We start from the raw sequence: 19,445 nt of genomic DNA, 5'->3' as shown, positions 1-19,445 counted from the left end.
AGTCAGTGCTCACACGTCTTTGCGGATCGGCTCTTCGACTTTCTGCGCCTGCACGTCGATGGTGTGCGGCGGGTTGGCCTGAGCGGTGGCTTGCGGCTGTACCGGTGGAACCGGCTGCGCAGGCGTGACGGTCGGATCGGCCGGTTTTTCGTCGTCGTTCATGGCTTTACGGAAGCCTTTGATCGATTCGCCGACGTCGGTGCCGAGGTTTTTCAGTTTCTTGGTACCGAACACCAGTACCACGACCACCAGGATGACGATCCAGTGTTTCCAGTCAAAAATGCCCATGTTGCTGTTCCTCTCTAATAGTTGTTCAGGCGGACGGACGCGAGGCTTTCTCGACGTGTCCGGACAGGCCGAAACGGCGATCCAGTTCATCCAGCACCGCCTGCGGATGCTGCCCCAGCTGGGCGAGCATGACCATGCTGTGGAACCACAGGTCGGCGGTCTCGTAGATCACGTCGCTGCAGTCGCCGCTGACGGCGGCGTCCTTGGCGGCAATGATCGTTTCGACCGATTCTTCGCCGACTTTCTCCAGAATCTTGTTCAGACCCTTGTGATACAGGCTGGCGACATACGAGCTGTCGGCGGCTGCGCCCTTGCGCTCTTCCAGCACCTGAGCAAGGCGGGTCAGGGTGTCACTCATGTTTGTGTCCTGCGGAGTAAATAGCGTGCGGGTCTTTCAGGACCGGGTCGACCGTTTTCCAGTCGCCGTTTTCGAAGACGCGGTAGAAGCAGCTTTGACGGCCGGTATGGCAAGCGATGTCGCCGATCTGTTCGACCATCAGGATGATGACGTCGGCGTCACAGTCCAGACGCATTTCATGCAGCGTCTGTACGTGGCCGGACTCTTCGCCCTTGCGCCACAGCTTGCCACGGGAACGTGACCAATAGATGGCACGGTTTTCCGCCGCGGTCAGCTCCAGGGCTTCGCGGTTCATCCAGGCCATCATCAATACGCGTCCGGTCTTGTGATCCTGGGCAATCGCCGGCACCAGGCCATCGGCGTCCCACTTGATCTCGTCCAGCCAGTTTTTCATCTTCGACTCCGACAGCGAACCCCCACTTCAATAGTCGGGTTCAGGCGTTGAAACAGTGTGCCAGCCGATCACGGAACTGGCTATCGGCGAACGACCAGATACAAGCCGACTGCCACCATGATTCCGGCGGGCCAATGCCCCAGTTCGTGCATCGGGCCCCCGGCGGCGAGGATCGTACCGCCCGCCAGATGGGCGCTGCCGAGCAGGCGCAGGAACCAGTCGTCCTTGCGTTTTTTCCACGGTGGCGGCGGGTCGTTGGCGTGGGGTTGGGACATGCGTTCGAGCAGATCGCGGGCCATGTTGGCCAGGTGCGGCAGCTGTTCGAACTGGCTCTGGACGTTGCCGATCAAGGCTTTCGGACTGACGCGCTCGCGCATCCAGCGCTCGAGGAACGGCTGCGCGGTGTTCCACAGATCCAGATCCGGGTACAGCTGACGGCCCAGGCCTTCGATGTTCAGCAGGGTCTTTTGCAGCAATACGAGTTGCGGCTGCACTTCCATGTTGAAGCGGCGCGCGGTCTGGAACAGGCGCATCAGCACCTGGCCAAATGAAATATCTTTTAATGGTTTTTCGAAGATCGGCTCGCACACGGTACGGATCGCCGCTTCGAATTCGTTGAGCTTGGTTTCCGCCGGCACCCAGCCCGAATCGATGTGCAATTGCGCCACGCGGCGGTAGTCGCGCTTGAAGAAGGCAAACAGGTTGCGCGCCAGATAGTCCTGGTCTTCCGGGGTCAGGCTGCCGACGATGCCGCAGTCGATCGCGATGTACTGCGGGCTCCACGGGTTGACGGTGCTGACGAAGATGTTGCCCGGGTGCATGTCGGCGTGGAAGAAACTGTCGCGGAACACCTGGGTGAAGAAGATCTCCACGCCGCGTTCGGCGAGCATCTTCATGTCGGTGCGCTGGTCGGCGAGGGTCGCCAGATCCGTCACCTGAATCCCGTAGATGCGCTCCATCACCAGCACTTTCGGCCGGCACCAGTCCCAATAGACTTGCGGCACGTAGAGCAGCGGCGAGCCTTCGAAGTTGCGTTTCAACTGGCTGGCGTTGGCCGCCTCGCGCAACAGGTCGAGTTCGTCGTAGATGGTCTTTTCGTAGTCGCTGACCACGTCCACCGGGTGCAACAGACGGGCGTCGGCGGAGACTTTTTCGGCGGCGCGGGCGAGGATGAACAGCCACGCCAGATCCTGCGCGATGATCGGCTTCAGGCCCGGGCGGATCACCTTGACCACCACTTCTTCGCCGGTCTTCAGTTGCGCGGCGTGTACCTGCGCCACCGAGGCCGAGGCCAGCGGTTCGACGTCGAAACGGCTGAACACTTCGCTGATCTTCTTGCCCAGTTGCTCTTCGATCAGCTTGACCGACAGCTGCGAATCGAACGGCGGCACGCGGTCCTGCAACCGCATCAGCTCATCGGCGATGTCTTCCGGCAGCAGGTCGCGGCGGGTCGAAAGGATCTGCCCGAACTTGATGAAGATCGGCCCCAGGTCCTGCAACGCGAGGCGCAGGCGTGCGCCACGGCTGAGGTCCAGCGGTTTGCGCGGGAACCAGCGCCACGGCAGGACGTAGCGCAGCGCCAGCAGGAACCACGGCAAAGGCAGATCGAACAGCAGGTCATCGAGGCGGTAGCGGATCACGACGCGCTGGATGCGCAACAGACGGCGGACGGCGAGCAGCTTCATGCGTTATCGCTTGGGTCGAGGGATCGGGAAAGGCGCTCGAAGCGCGCCTCGAGACGTTCCAGATCGAGTTTGATCCGGTCCAGTTCGCTGAAGCGGGCTTCGGCTTCGCGCTGCCCGACGAGGGTGCGCGATTCTTCGGCCAGGTATTCGGCGAGGTTCTGGTTGAGGCTGGCAAATCCTTGTTGATACCAGCGAGCGCGGCTGCGCAGGTGACCGCCGACCAGTTGCGTGGCGACAGGTCCCAGCCAGCGCGAAAGTTCGTACTCCCAGTCCAGCTCCAGATCCTGCAGCACGCCCGCCAGCTCCAGCAGCACGCCGCTGTCACCGTCGAGTTCGACTTCCGGCGCGTGCAGCACCGCGGTCTTGTCCTTGCTCAGGGCCAGTTTCACCAGGCTTGAGGCCGGGGCGCGCAGGGTGCAGTCGACGCCGGTTTCCCAGTGGGACGCCAGCATCAGGCCTTCGTCGCTCGGCAGGATGAACAGTTGCAGCGCCGGGCTGCGGCAATCCACGGCAATCACTTTGCCGGTCAGATGCGCCAGCCGCGGCAGCGCCGTGCTGTCGAGACGCAGCACGCGGTTCAGGCCGAGTTCGACGCTGGCGAGCAGCCCGGTCAGCAGCATCAGGGTTTGATGCCGCGGTGCAGGGCGACGATGCCAGCGGTCATGTTGTGGTAGGTCACGCGGTCGAAACCGGCGTCGACCATCATCGACTTCAGGGTTTCCTGATTCGGGTGCATGCGGATCGATTCGGCCAGGTAGCGATAGCTTTCCGAGTCGTTGGTGATCAGCTTGCCCATCAGCGGCATGAAGGCGAACGAGTAGGCGTCGTAGGCCTTGGACATCAGCGCGTTGGTCGGCTTGGAGAATTCCAGCACCAGCAGGCGCCCGCCCGGCTTGAGTACGCGCAGCATCGAGCGCAGAGCGTCTTCCTTGTGCGTCACGTTGCGCAGGCCGAAGGCGATGGTTACGCAGTCGAAATGGTTGTCCGGGAACGGCAGCTTTTCAGCGTCGGCCTGAACGAACTCGACGTTGCCCGAAACACCGACATCCAGCAGGCGGTCACGACCGACCTTGAGCATGGATTCGTTGATGTCTGCGAGAACCACCTGACCGGTCGGGCCGACCAGGTGCGAGAACTTTTTGGTCAGGTCGCCGGTGCCGCCGGCGATGTCCAGCACGCGGTTGCCGGCGCGTACGCCCGACAGTTCGATCGCGAAACGCTTCCACAGACGGTGCATGCCGCCCGACAGAAGGTCGTTCATCAGGTCGTACTTGGCGGCCACGGAGTGGAACACCTCAGCGACTTTTTCCGCTTTCTGGCTTTCCGGAACGTTTTTGAAGCCGAAGTGAGTGGTGGGTTCGGCATCGCTGCCTTTGCGCTGATCAGTCATATCGCTGTCACCAAAAGAGAATGCGCGACATTCTAATCCCCAAGCCATGCTTTGTCTTGGAATGGCTAAAGGTAAGATGGGCAACCTTCGGGACGATTTGCCGCAGTGGCGGTCAAGATTCGTTGCAGGCATTCATAGCCCCATTCAAAAAGCAGGAGTCATTCAATGGCCCATATCAGTGTTGAGCGTGCCCACAGCCTGGGCAAGGAAGCGGCCCGCGAGAAAGCCGACAAACTGGCGCAGAAACTATCCGATCAATATGGCCTGGAGCCGCAGTGGTCGGGTGATGTCCTGAACCTCAAGCGTTCGGGCGTGAAGGGCGCGGTGCATGTGGCCGAGGATTCGATCCGGGTCGACGTGGAACTGGGCCTGATGATGTCGGCCATGAGCGGCATGATCAAAGCCGAGATCGAAAAGGCGCTGGATAAAGCGCTGGTCTGATCAGGACAAAACGGGGAGCTTAGGGCTCCCCTTCTTTTTCTCGTGCACCTGCCTTTTATGTCAGTTGTTAGGGTGCCGTTTCTAATTTTTCTCCCTACTTTGTGCCTGAGCCCGACACTCGTCAGGGCAGTTCCTCAAACCTTCCGCGCGTGAGGTGCACCATGGCCAAAGTCATTTTGAAGAAAAAAATCGACGCTTCGACTTCCGCTCTGAGCGACGTCAAATCCTATGCCCGCAAGATCTGGCTGGCAGGCCTGGGTGCCTACACCAAGGTCGGTCAGGAGGGCAGCGAGTACTTTCAGGAGTTGATCAAGGCTGGTCAAACTGTTGAAAAGAAAGGCAAAAAAGCCGTCACCGAAAAACTCGAAGCGGCCAACGCCGAGATCGATGAAGCCAAGAGCGAAGTCAGCTCTTTCAAAGGCCGGGTCGAAGTTCAGCTCGACAAGGTCGAGAAGGCGTTCGACACGCGTGTCGCCAGTGCCTTGAATCGTATCGGCATTCCGTCTAAACATGACGTTGAGGCACTCTCTGCTAAGCTCGATGAGCTGACGGCATTGCTCGAACGCGTCGCGCGTAAATCTTAAGGAGAACGGGATGGCTGGTAAAAAGAACACCGATAAAGAAGGCAGCTCGTGGATCGGAAAAGTCGAAGACTATTCCCGCAAGATCTGGCTGGCTGGTTTAGGCGTGTACTCGAAGATCGACACTGACGGCAGCAAGCTCTTCGATACATTGGTCAAAGACGGCGAGAAAGCCGAGAAGCTCACCAAGGCTGCGGTCGGCAAGAAAGTCGATGCTGCCAAGGACTCTGCAAGCTCGGCAAAATCGCGCATCAGCGGCGTGAAAGATCGCGCGCTGGGCACCTGGGATCAACTGGAAGGGGCTTTCGACAAGCGCCTGAACAGTGCGATTTCGCGCTTGGGCGTACCGAGCCGCAACGAGGTGAAGGATCTGCACAAGAAGGTCGATACCCTGACCAGGCAGATCGAAAAACTCACCGGCCTGAAAGCTCAACCTGTCGCGGCGAAAACCGCAGCAGCCAAGCCTGCGGCCAAAACCGCTGCCAAGCCACTGGCTAAAGCCGCCGCCAAACCGGCCGCAAAACCAGCGGCTAAAACTGCTGCCGCCAAGCCTGCAGCGAAAGCCGCGGCCAAACCGGTTGCCGCCAAGGCCGCCGCCAAGCCGGCAGCAAAACCAGCCGCCAAACCTGCGGCCAAGCCAGCAGCGAAAACCGCTGCCGCCAAACCCGCTGCCAAGCCTGCCGCCAAACCGGCTGCGGCGAAGAAACCAGCAGTGAAAAAACCGGCCGCGCCGAAAGCCGCTGCACCCAAACCGGTGACCACACCGGCAGCACTGGCAAGCACGTCGAACTCCGCCTCGGCTCCAACCCCGGCGCCTGCTCCGACTGCTGCATCGACGCCGTCGACGCCAACCAGTCAGTCCTGATTTTTCAGGGCTCAAGAAAACGCCCGGCCTGTGAAGGTCGGGCGTTTTTTTTTGTCTGATCCAAGAAGCCCCCTCACCCCAGCCCTCTCCCGGAGGGAGAGGGGGCCGATTGGGGGATATTCACGAGATTTACCGACGTGCACTAACGCTTGTGAATCCATAATCGCCACTCTGTTTCAGGTCGGCGTATAGCAAAAGACACCTCGGTCAGTCCCCTCTCCCTCCGGGAGAGGGTTAGGGTGAGGGGGGGTTTCGGGTCACTCGTGATCTTCGAGATACTGCAAAGCCATCCTCTCCGTCGCCACCTTCACCGGCGGCAACAGATGCGGCGCCACCAGCATCATGATCTGGTACACCACCAGCCGCACTTCCCCTTCGCGATCGAGAATCCGCTGATAGTCCAGCGAGAACAGCAGCGTCATGGTGATCTGCTCCACCAGTTGCCCCAGCGCCTGAGTGTCGCTGACCAACTGCCCCGACGCCTTCAACCGCGCCAGCAATGACGCCAAGGTGCGCTTGAGCACGTTGAGGAACTGGCGAATGCCCTTGGCCAGTTTCGGCAGGCGTCCGGCCAGGTTCGACAGGTCCTGGAACAGGAAGCGGTACTGCGCCAACCGTTCGACGATCAGGTGCAGGAACAGCCAGTAATCCTCCGGCGCCAGTTCGACATCGGCGGGCGGGTCGAGCAGCGGGGCGAGGTCGTTCTGGAAGCGCTCGAACAGGCCGAGAATCAGCGGTTCCTTACCGTGGAAGTGGTAGTAGAGGTTGCCGGGGCTGATCCCCATTTCATTGGCAACCTCCATGGTGGAGACGTTCGGCTCGCCCTTTTCATTGAACAACTGCAGGGCACATTCGAGGATCCGTTCGCTTGTTTTCATCCAGTCTTCTTAAAAGGGCTTGAGTCAGTCAGCGCACACGCACGTACGTGCCGGGTGCCGCTTCCATCGGTGGATAATTGGCGTTGCCGAGGGTCATCTGGGTTTCGCGCAGGGTGCCGGAGCGCTGCTGAACCCACTCCAGCCATTGCGGCCACCAACTGCCGTCGACTTTCTTGGCGTCGTAGTACCAGGCCCGTGGATCGCCGCTGAGCTTTCCGTTCTCGACGTAATTGGCTTTCGGGTTGCCCGGCGGGTTGAGGATGCTCTGCACGTGGCCGCTGTTGGACAACACGAAGCGCCGCTCACCGCCCAGCAACAGCGTCGAGCGATACACCGCGTCCCATGGCGTGATGTGGTCGTTCATGCCGGCCACGCTGAAGCTGTCGACCGTGACCTTCTGCAGATCGATCGGCGTGCCGCACACTTCCAGGCCACCCGGATGGGTCAACGGGTTGTGCTTGAAGAAGTCCAGAATGTCGCCGTGAAACGCGGCGGGCAGGCGGGTGCTGTCGTTGTTCCAGTAGAGAATGTCAAATGCCGGCGGCTCCTTGCCCAGCAGGTAGTTGTTGACGAAATAACTCCAGATCAGATCGTTGGGGCGCATCCAGGCGAACACCTTGGCCATGTCGCGGCCGTCCAGCACGCCTTTCTGATAGGAGCGCCGCTTGGCCGCTTCGAGCGTTTGCTCATCGGCGAACAGGGTGGCCGGGGTGTTCATTTCACTGTCGAGCAGGCTCACCAGATAGGTGGCGCTGGAGACCCGCCGCAACTGCCGCTTGGCCTGCAGATGCCCTTGCAGCGCGGCGATGGTCAGGCCGCCGGCGCAGGCGCCCATCAGGTTGACCTCGCGGGCGCCGGTGATCGCCCGGCAGATGTTCATCGCTTCTTCCACGGCTTCGACGTAGGTCGACAGGCCCCATTCGCGATGGCGTACATCCGGGTTGCGCCAGCTGATCATGAAGGTCTGCAAGCCGTTCTTCAGCGCAAACTGGACGAAGCTGTTGCTCGGGCTGAGGTCGAAAATGTAGTACTTGTTGATTTGCGGCGGCACCACCAGCAGCGGTTTCGAATACTGCTTTTCGCTCATCGGCCGGTACTGGATCAGCTCGAGCATTTCGTTGCGAAACACCACCGAGCCGGTGGTGGTGGCGACGGTCTTGCCGACTTCGAAAGCCTGTTTGGTCACCTGGCGTGGCAGGCCGTCGTTGTGCAGCAGATCATCGAACAGATGGCTGAGACCGCGCACCAGGCTGTGGCCGCCAGAGTTGAACAGCTCCTTCACAGCCAGCGGATTAAGCAGGGTGTTGGAAGGCGCCACGGCGTCGTTGAGCAGGGTGAAGGCGAAGTGCGCGCGGGCGCGGTCGTCGTCGCTCATGCTGCTCTCGTCGATCCAGCTCTTGACCTGTTTCTGCCAGGCCAGATAAGCCTGAAGGCTGCGCCGATAGAACGGATTGAGGCTCCACGCCGGATCGGCGAAGCGGCTGTCCTGCGGATTGGTCGGGTGCAGGGTTTCGCCGAGCAGCACGCGTCCGAGCGCGCCTCCCAGCTTCAAGGCGTGTTTTGCACTGTGGATCGGATTTCGCAGCCCGTGGGCCGCGACGTTGCGCAAGGTCGAGATCAGGTCCCGGCCGCGCAGACCGGTCATGGCACTCTGTGCATTGATGAACACGGCGGGGCTGGGCACGACGCCCGTCGCTGGTTTGTCACGCATGACTCAACACTCCTTCGTCTTCAGGCCAAAAACAAACACACCGAACCAGAACACCATAGACGCTGTTGCGGGTTGTTGCCTGCGCGGCCTCCTGCCACGCACCTGTGCGGAAGCGTTGCAAGACGCTGTCCAGAAATCCGTGCCGGGACGGTTATCCGCCCAGCGGTGTCGGGTGCGGATGCATCACCGCACGCTGACGTTCCTCCTGGAGGAACTTCATGATGATCGGCGCCACCGCCTCGGCCCGGGTAATCAGGAACAGATGTCCGTCGTCGATGATGTGCAGCTGCGCGTTGGGGATTCGCCAGGCGAGCATGCGCATGTTGATCAGCGGGATCAGCGGATCGTCATCGCCGGCCAGCACCAGCGTCGGCTGGTGGATCTTGTGCAGCCAGTGAATGCTGGTCCAGCCCAGGCCCGCGAACAGTTGCCAGTAGTAGCCGAGTTTGCCCGCCGAACGCACCTTGGCCGCATGGCTGGCGGCGAGTGTCGGGTCGCGGCGGAACGAGCCGCCATAGATCATCGGGGCGATGCGGATCACGTGGGACGGCTGGATGTAGCGCCGTGGGCTGGCCATCATCCACAGTACTTTCGGCTTGCCCGGCACCATCACCGCACCGGCAGCGGTCGCCGCCAGCACCAGCTTCTTGCAGCGCTCGGGATAGTCGTAGGCGAACTGCTGCGCCAGCGCGCCACCCCAGGACACGCCGATCACGTTGACCTGTCCGTAGTCGAGGTAATCGAGCATCCGCGCGGTGAGCTTCGCCAGCCCAGGAAAGCGATACGGTCGGCTCGGCGTCGAGGAACCACCGACACCGGGCACGTCGAAGGCGATCACTTCCAGGTCCGGATCCAGCGCCGCGACAAAAGGAAACACCAGCTCCAGGTTGGCGCCGATGCCGTTGAATATCAGCAAGGGCGTCAAGTGAGGCTTGCCGGGGCGGACCGCCGTGCGGATGGTCTGGCCATCCAGCTCGACGGTTCGAAAGATGAACGGGTGCGGCATGCTTCAAGGCCCTGTGGGTCGCAATCTCAGTGTTCACCTCACTCCCGAAAGGGAGTGAGGTGTGTCGGTTACCGCTCGTGAACGTAAGTGCCCGGTGAAGCTTCGCCTGCCGGATACGCCTTGTTGCCCAGCTTGGTCGGCGCCTTTTTCAGCTCGCCTGAACGCGCGGCCTGCCACGCCTGCCAGTACAGCCACCAGGAGTCGGCGTGCTTGGTCGAGTTTTCCTGCCAGTCATCGGCATTGGCGGTCATTTCATCGCTGGTCATGTAGCGCGATTTCGGGTTGCCTGGCGGGTTCAGGATGCTCTGGATATGCCCGCTGCTGGACAGCACGAATTCCACCTTGCCACCAAACAGCTGCGCCGACTTGTAGCAGGACTTCCACGGGGTAATGTGGTCGTTGGTGCCGGCCAGCGAGAAGATGTCGGCGGTCACCTGCTTGAGGTCGATCGGCGTGCCGCACACTTCCAGTGCATTGGGGCGGATCAGTGGATTGTTTTTGAACATCTCGATCAGGTCGCCGTGGAACGCGGCCGGCAGTCGAGTCGTATCGTTGTTCCAGAACAGGATGTCGAACACCGGCGGCTCGTTGCCGAGCAGGTAGTTGTTGACCCAGTAGTTCCAGATCAGATCATTCGGGCGCATCCAGGCGAAGACCTTGGCCATGTCTTTGCCTTCGAGCACGCCGGCCTGATACGAATGGCGCTTGGCGGTCTCCAGGGTCTGCTCGTCGACGAAGAGCGCGACGTCGCTGTCCAGCGTTGTATCGAGCACGCTGACCAGCAGGGTCAGGGCGTTGACCTTGTTCTCGCCGATCGCCGCGTAGTGGCCGAGCAAGGCGGTGCAGGTGATGCCGCCGGAGCAGGCGCCGAGCATGTTGACGTCCTTGCTGCCGGTGATCGCGGTGACCACGTCGACCGCTTCCTTCAGGGCTTCGATGTAAGTCGAGAGGCCCCACTCGCGCTGTTCCTTGGTCGGGTTGCGCCAGCTGACGATGAAGGTCTGCACATTGTTGCGCAGGCAGAAGCGCGCCAGGCTCTTGTCCGGGCTGAGGTCGAATACATAGAACTTGTTGATTTGCGGCGGCACCACCAGCAGCGGGCGCTCGTGCACTTGCTCGGTGATCGGCTTGTACTGGATCAGCTCCAGCACGTCGTTGCGAAACACCACCGCGCCTTCGGTCACGCCCAGGCTCTTGCCGACCTCGAACGCGCCCATGTTGACCTGGCTCGGCATGCCGCCGTTGTGTACCAGATCCTTGGCCAGGTGCGAGAGGCCGTCGAGCAGGCTCTTGCCGCCGGTCTCGAAGAAGCGTTTGACCGCCGCCGGATTCGCCGCGGTGTTGGTCGGCGCCATGGCTTCGGTCATCAGGTTGATCACGAAGTGGCCGCGCGCAATGTCCTTGGGCGAGAGGCTGCTGTCGTCGATCCAGGCATGGAGTTCCTTGCGCCACGCCAGGTAGGTTTGCAGGTAACGTTTGTACAGCGGGTTCTGACTCCACGCCGGATCGACAAAGCGACGGTCATCGCCCGCCGGTTGCAGGTCTGATTTGCCGAACAGCACGTTCTTCAGTTCGAGGCCGAACTGGGTGACGTGTTTGACACTATGGATCGGTTGTTTGATGGCCTGGGTCAGCACCATTCGAGCAGAGGCCAGCAGATCCTTTCCGCGAAGCCCAACGACAGGATTCAGCCCCAGGGTGTTCTCCGAGGCCTGGTACTTCAAATCATCGTTATTCTTGTTACTCATCTACGACGCTCCATTGTCCTGAGACGAGTACCCGGTTTTCTGCTGTGCAGTTCCACAGCCAATGCCAGGTACTACTGCTCGGGTGACCGTTGATTCTGCATAGCTGCTTTACAGTCGTAGAGCACTGCAGGGAACTTGCCAGTTCCATTGGTTACCCGAGATTGATTTTTTTCGCAAGCAGCCGATCCCGGGCCGCTTTAGCGGAGCATTCAAACAGATGAATCTAGAAAATGCCCTCTAAACAGTCCGAGGCGCGGACTAGAGCATCAGCTTGACGACGGACTGGTCCGGGTCGCGGGTTTTGCCGGCGGCTTTGAGCTCGGCCAGATAATCCGCCCAGAGTGCGTCATAACGTCGCCCCAGCTCGTACAAATAATCCCAGGTGAACAGGCCGCTGTCGTGACCGTCGTCGAAGGTCAGTTTCAGTGCGTACTGACCGGCCGGTTCTACCTTGGTCAGGCCGACATGCAGCTTGCCGAATTGCAGGATCGGTTTGCCGTGGCCCTGGACCTCGGCGGAGGGGGAGTGCACGCGCAGGAATTCGGCGGGCAGGGTGTATTCCTCGCCGGACGCGTATTTGAGCGACAGGGTTTTCGAGGCTTTGTGCAGTTTGATGTCGGTGGGGAGTTGGGTCATCGTCGGCGTTCCGTCAGGTGGAAAAAATTGTGGGAGCCGATGGCTCCCACAGTTTCACGACCACTGTAAGTATGGCTTACAGGATATAACGGGACAGGTCTTCGTTCTGCGCCAATTCGCCCAGGTGGCTGTTGACGTATTCGGCGTCGATCTGGATCGCCGTGTCGTCGTGGGCGCTGGCCAGATCGCCGGCACTGAACGACACCTCTTCCAGCAGACGCTCGAGCAGCGTGTGCAGGCGACGGGCACCGATGTTCTCGGTCTTCTCGTTCACCTGCCAGGCGATCTCCGCCAGACGCTTGATGCCTTCCGGTTGGAACTGGATGTTCAGGCCTTCGGTTTTCAGCAGTGCGCAGTACTGCTCGGTGAGCGAGGCGTGCGGTTCGCTGAGGATGCGTTCGAAGTCCTGCGGGCTCAGGGCCTTGAGTTCGACGCGGATCGGCAGACGACCTTGCAGCTCCGGTACCAGATCGCTCGGCTTGCTCAGGTGGAACGCGCCGGAGGCGATGAACAGGATGTGGTCGGTCTTGACCATGCCCAGCTTGGTGTTGACGGTGCAGCCTTCGATCAGCGGCAGCAGGTCACGTTGCACGCCCTCGCGGGACACGTCGGCGCCGCCGACATTGCCGCGCTTGGCGACCTTGTCGATCTCGTCGATGAACACGATGCCGTGCTGCTCGACTGCTTCCAGAGCCTTGGCCTTCAACTCTTCTTCGTTGACCAGGCGACCGGCTTCTTCATCGCGTACCAGCTTCAGCGCTTCCTTGACCTTGAGCTTGCGGGCCTTCTTCTTGCCCTTGCCCATGTTGGCGAACAGGTTCTGCAACTGGTTGGTCATTTCTTCCATGCCCGGAGGCGTGGCGATTTCGATGCCGGCCATTTCGGCGACTTCGATCTCGATTTCCTTGTCGTCCAGCTGACCTTCGCGCAGGCGCTTGCGGAACAGCTGGCGAGTGTTGGAATCCTGGGTCGGTGCTTCTTCGTTGCTGAAGCCCATGCGTGCCGGTGGCAGCAGGGCGTCGAGGATACGGTCCTCGGCGGCGTCTTCGGCACGGTGACGAACGCGGGTCATTTCCTGCTCGCGCAGCATCTTGATCGCGGCATCGGCCAGATCACGGATGATCGATTCGACGTCACGGCCGACGTAGCCCACTTCGGTGAACTTGGTCGCTTCGACCTTGATGAACGGTGCGTTGGCCAGCTTGGCCAGGCGACGGGCGATCTCGGTTTTACCGACACCGGTCGGGCCGATCATCAGGATGTTCTTCGGGGTCACTTCAACGCGCAGCTCTTCAGGCAGCTGCATGCGGCGCCAGCGGTTGCGCAGGGCAATCGCGACGGCGCGCTTGGCATCGTCCTGGCCGATGATGTGGCGGTTGAGTTCGTGGACGATTTCGCGGGGAGTCATGGACATAATAATTGACGGTCCTCAAGCAGAAACAAGCCGTGGCACAGGGGCCGCGTCAGGCTTATTCAGCGAGATCCTGCTCCTCAATGGTCTGGGTGTGGTTGGTGAATACACAGATGTCGCCAGCGATTCCGAGAGCGGTCTCGACGATTTCGCGGGCCGACAGGTCGGTCTTCTTCAGCAGGGCGCTGGCGGCGGCTTGCGCATAGGCGCCACCGGAACCCATGGCGATCAGGCCATCTTCGGGTTCGACCACGTCACCGTTGCCGGTGATGATCAGGGATGCGTCCTTGTTGGCGACCGCGAGCATCGCTTCGAGGCGGCTCAGGGAACGGTCGGTGCGCCATTCTTTGGCGAGTTCGACGGCGGCGCGAACCAGGTGACCCTGGTGCTTTTCAAGCTGGCCTTCGAAACGTTCGAACAGGGTAAAGGCGTCGGCGGTGGCACCGGCGAAACCGGCGATGACTTCGCCGTGGTACAGGCGACGAACTTTCTTCGCGTTGCCTTTCATCACGGTGTTGCCGAGAGAAACCTGGCCGTCGCCGCCCATGACGACTTTGCCGTGGCGGCGGACTGAAACGATGGTGGTCAAGGGAAGAGTCTCCACACTGCGGGGCGAAAATGCCTTATGCCCATTCATATGGGGGTGGTGGAGAGGATTTCAACTGCGGGGCGGGAGAGGGGACGAGCGGTGGTGTTGCGCTGAGCCTCCCCGCGCCGCGCGCGGGAAGGATCATTCGGGGGGAATCAGCGGCTCTGGCGTTGTTGTAACAACAGGTTGCTGAAGCCGGCGCCCGCCAGTTGTTTCTGGGCGGTGGTCAGCTGTTCGCGGTTGCTGAACGGGCCGACCAGTACGCGATACCAGGTTTCATCCTTGACCGTCCCGGATTCAACCGCGACCGCCTGGCCGAGCAGAATGATCTGCGCGCGCACCTTGTCGGCATCCGTCTCTTTGCGGAACGAGCCGGCCTGCAGGAAGAACTTGGTCACCGGTGCAGCCTTGGTCACCGGCGGCGCTGGCGGCGGGGTGATCCCGGCCAGTGCAGCCTGCGCCCGTGCGGTGTCGATCTTCGCCGCTTCGGCCGGGGTCACCGGCGTGGTCGGGATCGCCGGCACTTGTGGCGTCGGCAAGGTTTTCTCCGGCACGGCATCAGGCGGCACGATCACTTCCGATTCCGGCAGCAGGGTGTAGAAGTCGTACTTCGGCTTCACCGGTTGCGTCGGGCTCGGCGGGGTCTTGTTGGCCTCGGCGATCTTGCTGGCTTTCTGTTGTTGCTGTTGCTCGACCTTCTCGCGCTTGACCGTGTCGCTGCCCTTGCCCGGCTCCAGTTTCATCAGAAACACGATGAACGCGCCGACCGTCAGGCCGATGGCCATCCACAGCCAGCCCGGAATCGGCTGCTTCGCTGGAGCTTGGTAACGGCTGGCGCCACGCTTGGGTGCAGGTTTTTTCTTGGCAGCCAACTTACATGCGCTCCAGGGTTTCCAGGCCGAGCAGTTCCAGGCCTTGCTTGAGGGTACGGCCGGTCAGCGCGGCAAGGCGCAGACGGCTTTGCATTTGTGCCGGGGTGTCGGCGGCGAGGATCGGGCAGTTCTCGTAGAAGCTGGAGAACAGGCCGGCCACGTCGTACAGGTAAGTGCACAGGGTGTGTGGCGTGCCCTTTTCCGCAACGTTGTTCAGCACTTCACCGAACTGCGCCAGTTTGGCTGCCAGTTCCTGCTCGTGCGCGGCCTCGAGGACGATCTGGCCGTCGACTTCGCTGAAATCCTTGCCCAGTTTGCGGAACACGCCGGCCACGCGGGTGTAGGCGTACAGCAGGTATGGCGCGGTGTTGCCTTCGAAGTTGAGCATCAGGTCGAAGTTGAAGCTGTAGTCGCTGGTGCGGTGCTTCGACAGGTCGGCGTATTTCACCGCGCCGATGCCGACCACTTTGGCGATCGCACGCAGTTCGTCTTCGGCAACCTCAGGGTTCTTTTCCTTCACCAGGCTGTAGGCACGTTCCTGCGCTTCGGTCAGCAGGTCGATCAGTTTCACGGTGCCGCCGTCACGGGTCTTGAACGGACGGCCGTCGGCGCCGTTCATGGTGCCGAAGCCCATGTGCTCCATTTCCATCGGATGGGTCACGAAACCGGCCTTGCGCGCCACGGCGAACACTTGCTGGAAGTGCAGGGCCTGACGCTGGTCGACGAAGTACAGCGCACGGTCGGCCTTCAGCTTGCCGCTGCGATAACGCACGGCCGCCAGGTCGGTGGTGGCGTACAGGTAGCCGCCGTCGGCCTTGACGATGATCACCGGCAGCGGCTCGCCTTCGGCGTTCTTGAATTCGTCGAGGAACACGCACTGGGCGCCGTTGCTTTCGACCAGCATGCCGGCGGCTTTCAGGTCGTTGACCACATTGATCAGGTCGTCGTTGTAGGCGCTTTCGCCCATCACGTCGGCCATGGTCAGTTTGACGTTGAGCAGTTCGTAGATCTTCTGGCAGTGCGACAGCGAGATGTCCTTGAACTTGGTCCACAGCGCCAGGCATTCAGCGTCGCCGGCCTGCAACTTGACCACCAGGCCACGGGCGCGGTCGGCGAATTCCGGAGATTCGTCGAAGCGCTGCTTGGCGGCGCGGTAGAAGTTTTCCAGGTCCGACAGCTCGTCGCTGGTGATCGGGTTTTCCTGCAGGTATGCCATCAGCATGCCGAACTGGGTGCCCCAGTCGCCGACGTGGTTCTGACGGATGACGGTGTCGCCGAGGAATTCGAGTACCCGCGCCACGCCGTCGCCGATGATGGTCGAGCGCAGGTGGCCGACGTGCATCTCTTTGGCCAGGTTCGGTGCCGACAGATCGACCACGGTGCGTTGCGCCGGGCCAGCCTTGCGCACGCCAACGTGATCGTCAGCCAGGGCTGCGTCGAGGCGCGAGGCCAGCGCCTGAGTGTTCTGGAAGAAGTTGATGAAGCCTGGGCCGGCGATTTCGGCCTTGGTGACGTTCTCGTCAGCCGGCAGGGCGGCGATGATTTTTTCCGCCAGATCGCGTGGCTTCATGCCCGCAGGTTTGGCCAGCATCATCGCGATGTTGCTGGCGAAGTCGCCGTGGGTCTTGTCCCGGGCGTTTTCCACCTGGATCGCCGGCGTCAGGCCTTCAGGCAACACACCTTCGTTGACGAGTTGGGTGAGGGCTTGTTGGATCAGCTGGCGAATGGTGTCTTTCATGGTCTTCTCTTTCGACCGCAAGCGCGGCGGCGCATCGATGCGCGGGTGGAAAAACTGGGCATTATCCGTTGCGAAGACGGGCTTGCCAACCTTAGCAGGCAGGATGTGGATGTGTGGTGACAAATAGACTGCTTTCGCGAGCAGGCTCGCTCCCACCCTGGAATACATTTCCCTGTGGGAGCGAGCTTGCTCGCGAAGGCGAACGTCAGATCAATACAAGTCGACGGGGTCGACATCCAGCGACCAGCGCACCGCACGGCCGCTTGGCATCTGTTCCAGCACCAGCAGCCAGCTCGCCAGCAATCGGTGCAGCGGCGCCCGGGCCGTGGCCTGCAACAGCAGCTGCGCGCGGAAGCGGCCAGCCCGACGTTCCATCGGTGCCGGCACCGGTCCCAGCAGTTCAATGCCGTTCAGGTTCTGTTCGGCCAGCAAACGTTCGGCCTCACTGCAGGCTTCATCAAGAAAGCCTTCGGCCTGCCCCGGCTTGTGCGCTTCGGCGCGCAGCAGGGCGAGGTGGGCGAACGGCGGCAGGCCGGCGGCGCGGCGTTCGCTCAGGGCCTGCTCGGCGAAGGCGAAGTAACCCTGCTCGGTCAGTTGCACCAATAAAGGATGGTCGGCCAGATGCGTCTGGATGATCACCTTGCCCGGTTCTTCCGCCCGCCCGGCCCGGCCGGCAACCTGCACGATCAACTGCGCCATGCGCTCGCTGGCGCGGAAGTCGCCGGAGAACAACCCGCCGTCGGCATCGAGGATCGACACCAGGGTAACTCGGGGAAAGTGGTGCCCCTTGGCCAACATCTGCGTGCCGACCAGAATGCACGGCTGACCCTTCTGGATCGTGGCGAACAACTGATTCATGGCGTCCTTGCGCGACGTGCTGTCACGGTCGACGCGCAGTACTGGATAGTCCGGGAACAGAATCGCCAGCCGCTCCTCGGCTCGCTCGGTGCCGGCGCCCACGGGCCGCAGGTCGACCTTGTTGCACTTCGGGCATTGGCGCGGCACGCGCTCGACGTAACCGCAGTGGTGGCAGCGCAGTTCACCGTAGCGCTGGTGCACGGTCATCCGCGCATCGCAGCGCTGGCACTCGGACATCCAGCCGCAGTCATGGCACAGCAGAGTCGGGGCAAAACCCCGGCGGTTGAGGAACACCAATACCTGCTGGCCGGCGGCAAGTGTCTGGCCGATGGCTTGCTGCATCGGCCCGGAAATGCCGCTGTCCAGTGGACGGCTTTTCACATCCAGGCGCAGGAAACGTGGCTGTTTGGCGCCGCCGGCCCGTTCGTTCAGGCGCAGGAGTCCGTACCGGCCGGTGTAGGCGTTGTGCAGGCTTTCCAGGGATGGGGTCGCGGAGCCGAGCACAATCGGGATGTTTTCCTGCCGCGCGCGCACCAGCGCCAGATCCCGCGCGTGGTAGCGCAGGCCTTCCTGCTGTTTATAGGAGCCGTCGTGTTCTTCGTCGATGATGATCAGCCCCGGATTCTTCATCGGGGTGAACAGCGCCGAGCGGGTGCCGATAATAATGTCGGCCTCGCCGTCACGGGCGGCGAGCCAGGCATCCAGACGATCGCGGTCATTGACCGCCGAGTGCAGCAGGGCGATGCGCGCATTGAAGCGTTGTTCGAAGCGGGCGAGGGTCTGCGGGCCGAGGTTGATCTCCGGGATCAGCACCAGCGCCTGTTTGCCGGCCTCGAGGGTTTCGCGGATCAACTGCAAATAGACTTCGGTCTTGCCGCTGCCGGTGACCCCGGCGAGCAGGAAGGCGTGATAACTGTCGAACCCGGCGCGAATCGCCTCATACGCAGCGCGTTGTTCGCTGTTGAGCGGCAACTCCGGCTGGGCCAGCCAGTGTTCATGGCGCGCGCCGGGGGCGTGGCGGCGCACTTCGACCTGGACCAGATCCTTGGCCAGCAGCAGATCGAGGCTGTCCTTGCTCAGCATCAGTTTGCTCAGCAACTGATGGGCGACGCCGTGGGGATGCTGGGCCAGTGTTGCCAGGGCTTCACGCTGGCGCGGGGCGCGAGCGATACGCGGGTCATCGAGGCTGGCGCCGGGTGCGGCGGACCAGAAGCGTTCCTGCCGGGCCTCGGCCAGTTCGCCCTGACGCAATAGCACCGGCAAAGCCCAGCTCAGCGTGTCGCCGAGGCTGTGCTGATAATACTGAGCCGTCCACAGGCACAGCTTGAACAGCGCCGGCGGTAGCGGAGCGGTGGCGTCGAGCAGCGCCAGTGCCGGTTTGAGCTTTTCCACCGGCACTTCGCTGGTGTCAGTGACCTCCACCAGAATCCCGATCATCTCCCGTCGGCCGAACGGCACCCGCAGACGCATGCCCGGTTGCAACTGCGAGCGCAGCACGCCGGCCGGGGCCCGATAGTCGAACAGGCGGCGCAGGGGCGAAGGCAGGGCGAGGCGCAGAATGGCGTCGGGCACGCGGGGAGTTCTCGATGCTGGGGCGGTAAAGAAGGCCGGGAGCCTAGCAGACGGTCGGTCTCAGCGACAGCTTGCGTGATTAGCATTGTCTGGTAGAATCCGCGGCCTAATTACGTGCGGTATTCAACAATCGTGTTGGATGGCGGCACGCCAGCTGAGGAAAACACCATGAAAGCCGATATCCACCCGAATTACCCAGAAGTTGCAGTAACTTGCAGCTGCGGCAACAAGTTCGAAACCCGTTCGACCTTCGGCAAAGCCCTGGCGATCGACGTTTGCAACGAGTGCCACCCGTTCTACACCGGTAAGCAGAAGACTCTGGACACCGGTGGTCGCGTTCAGAAGTTCGCCGACCGTTTCGGTGCTTTCGGCGCGAAAAAGGCCTAAGGCCCTTCATTCTGGAAAACCTCAAAGGCTTTTCCGG

At 61.7% G+C, this 19,445-nt stretch carries 20 protein-coding genes; 4 read left to right on the top strand and 16 right to left on the bottom strand.

Annotation, left to right across the window (positions count from 1 at the left end; translation table 11 throughout):
- Window positions 1-9 precede the first annotated feature (9 nt).
- The 6 genes from M5G18_RS24170 to ubiE all read right to left on the bottom strand — a co-directional run bounded on the left by M5G18_RS24170 (window position 10) and on the right by ubiE (window position 4,115).
- Window positions 10-288 carry a twin-arginine translocase TatA/TatE family subunit gene (locus tag M5G18_RS24170; protein WP_007952423.1) on the bottom strand — a complete coding sequence of 93 codons (279 nt, stop codon included), beginning with the start codon at window positions 286-288 and terminating at the stop codon, window positions 10-12.
- 25 nt (window positions 289-313) lie between these two features.
- Window positions 314-646, bottom strand: a complete 333-nt coding sequence (locus tag M5G18_RS24165; protein ID WP_007952422.1) for a phosphoribosyl-ATP diphosphatase — start codon at window positions 644-646, stop codon at window positions 314-316.
- Window positions 639-1,040 (bottom strand): phosphoribosyl-AMP cyclohydrolase, encoded by a 402-nt coding sequence (gene hisI, locus M5G18_RS24160; protein WP_007909357.1) that lies wholly within the window; start codon window positions 1,038-1,040, stop codon window positions 639-641. Before hisI ends, M5G18_RS24165 begins: the two co-directional genes overlap by 8 nt.
- Window positions 1,041-1,120: 80 nt before the next feature.
- A complete protein-coding gene (ubiB, locus tag M5G18_RS24155) occupies window positions 1,121-2,725 on the bottom strand; it encodes a ubiquinone biosynthesis regulatory protein kinase UbiB (protein ID WP_007952420.1) in 1,605 nt (534 codons plus the stop codon).
- Entirely contained in the window at window positions 2,722-3,345 is a 624-nt protein-coding gene (locus M5G18_RS24150) for a ubiquinone biosynthesis accessory factor UbiJ (RefSeq protein WP_007952419.1), read from the bottom strand. Before M5G18_RS24150 ends, ubiB begins: the two co-directional genes overlap by 4 nt.
- Window positions 3,345-4,115 (bottom strand): bifunctional demethylmenaquinone methyltransferase/2-methoxy-6-polyprenyl-1,4-benzoquinol methylase UbiE, encoded by a 771-nt coding sequence (gene ubiE, locus M5G18_RS24145; RefSeq protein ID WP_007952418.1) that lies wholly within the window; start codon window positions 4,113-4,115, stop codon window positions 3,345-3,347. Before ubiE ends, M5G18_RS24150 begins: the two co-directional genes overlap by 1 nt.
- Before the next feature lie 165 nt (window positions 4,116-4,280).
- On the opposite strand from ubiE, the gene M5G18_RS24140 reads away from it, so the two are divergent.
- The 3 genes from M5G18_RS24140 to M5G18_RS24130 all read left to right on the top strand — a co-directional run bounded on the left by M5G18_RS24140 (window position 4,281) and on the right by M5G18_RS24130 (window position 6,002).
- Window positions 4,281-4,556 (top strand): polyhydroxyalkanoic acid system family protein, encoded by a 276-nt coding sequence (locus M5G18_RS24140; protein ID WP_007952417.1) that lies wholly within the window; start codon window positions 4,281-4,283, stop codon window positions 4,554-4,556.
- A gap of 161 nt (window positions 4,557-4,717) precedes the next feature.
- Window positions 4,718-5,140 (top strand): phasin family protein, encoded by a 423-nt coding sequence (locus tag M5G18_RS24135; protein ID WP_007952416.1) that lies wholly within the window; start codon window positions 4,718-4,720, stop codon window positions 5,138-5,140.
- Window positions 5,141-5,150: 10 nt separating this feature from the next.
- Window positions 5,151-6,002 carry a phasin family protein gene (locus tag M5G18_RS24130; RefSeq protein WP_273896959.1) on the top strand — a complete coding sequence of 284 codons (852 nt, stop codon included), beginning with the start codon at window positions 5,151-5,153 and terminating at the stop codon, window positions 6,000-6,002.
- A gap of 257 nt (window positions 6,003-6,259) precedes the next feature.
- On the opposite strand, the gene M5G18_RS24125 is transcribed toward M5G18_RS24130, so the two are convergent.
- From M5G18_RS24125 to M5G18_RS24080, 10 genes are all read right to left on the bottom strand, one after another.
- The gene (locus M5G18_RS24125) at window positions 6,260-6,880 is read right to left on the bottom strand and encodes a TetR/AcrR family transcriptional regulator (RefSeq protein ID WP_007952414.1); all 621 of its coding nucleotides are present in this window, start codon (window positions 6,878-6,880) and stop codon (window positions 6,260-6,262) included.
- A gap of 28 nt (window positions 6,881-6,908) precedes the next feature.
- Window positions 6,909-8,591, bottom strand: coding sequence for a class II poly(R)-hydroxyalkanoic acid synthase (gene phaC / locus M5G18_RS24120; protein WP_179692938.1), 1,683 nt, complete (start codon window positions 8,589-8,591; stop codon window positions 6,909-6,911).
- A gap of 151 nt (window positions 8,592-8,742) precedes the next feature.
- Entirely contained in the window at window positions 8,743-9,597 is an 855-nt protein-coding gene (phaZ, locus tag M5G18_RS24115) for a poly(3-hydroxyalkanoate) depolymerase (protein ID WP_007952412.1), read from the bottom strand.
- 68 nt (window positions 9,598-9,665) lie between these two features.
- Window positions 9,666-11,345, bottom strand: coding sequence for a class II poly(R)-hydroxyalkanoic acid synthase (gene phaC, locus M5G18_RS24110; protein ID WP_039772445.1), 1,680 nt, complete (start codon window positions 11,343-11,345; stop codon window positions 9,666-9,668).
- A 258-nt stretch (window positions 11,346-11,603) separates the two neighbouring features.
- The gene (locus M5G18_RS24105) at window positions 11,604-11,981 is read right to left on the bottom strand and encodes a gamma-butyrobetaine hydroxylase family protein (RefSeq protein WP_085698107.1); all 378 of its coding nucleotides are present in this window, start codon (window positions 11,979-11,981) and stop codon (window positions 11,604-11,606) included.
- 76 nt (window positions 11,982-12,057) lie between these two features.
- Window positions 12,058-13,395, bottom strand: coding sequence for an ATP-dependent protease ATPase subunit HslU (gene hslU / locus M5G18_RS24100; RefSeq protein WP_127796670.1), 1,338 nt, complete (start codon window positions 13,393-13,395; stop codon window positions 12,058-12,060).
- Window positions 13,396-13,450: 55 nt separating this feature from the next.
- Window positions 13,451-13,981: an ATP-dependent protease subunit HslV gene (gene hslV, locus M5G18_RS24095; protein WP_003196958.1), complete on the bottom strand. Its 531-nt coding sequence runs from the start codon at window positions 13,979-13,981 to the stop codon at window positions 13,451-13,453.
- A 155-nt stretch (window positions 13,982-14,136) separates the two neighbouring features.
- Window positions 14,137-14,853: an SPOR domain-containing protein gene (locus tag M5G18_RS24090; protein ID WP_039772438.1), complete on the bottom strand. Its 717-nt coding sequence runs from the start codon at window positions 14,851-14,853 to the stop codon at window positions 14,137-14,139.
- Between the two features lies 1 nt (window position 14,854).
- Complete coding sequence (gene argS / locus M5G18_RS24085; RefSeq protein WP_273896975.1) at window positions 14,855-16,591, bottom strand: arginine--tRNA ligase; 1,737 nt, start codon at window positions 16,589-16,591, stop codon at window positions 14,855-14,857.
- Between the two features lie 210 nt (window positions 16,592-16,801).
- Window positions 16,802-19,021, bottom strand: coding sequence for a primosomal protein N' (locus tag M5G18_RS24080; protein ID WP_273896976.1), 2,220 nt, complete (start codon window positions 19,019-19,021; stop codon window positions 16,802-16,804).
- A gap of 168 nt (window positions 19,022-19,189) precedes the next feature.
- On the opposite strand from M5G18_RS24080, the gene rpmE reads away from it, so the two are divergent.
- Window positions 19,190-19,408: a 50S ribosomal protein L31 gene (rpmE, locus tag M5G18_RS24075; RefSeq protein WP_007952398.1), complete on the top strand. Its 219-nt coding sequence runs from the start codon at window positions 19,190-19,192 to the stop codon at window positions 19,406-19,408.
- Window positions 19,409-19,445 lie beyond the last annotated feature (37 nt).

The organism is Pseudomonas aphyarum, from assembly GCF_028657055.1.
GTDB lineage: Bacteria > Pseudomonadota > Gammaproteobacteria > Pseudomonadales > Pseudomonadaceae > Aquipseudomonas > Aquipseudomonas aphyarum.
The sequence above is the reverse complement of the archived record's forward strand: the minus strand, read 5'-3'. Positions and strand labels throughout refer to the sequence as shown.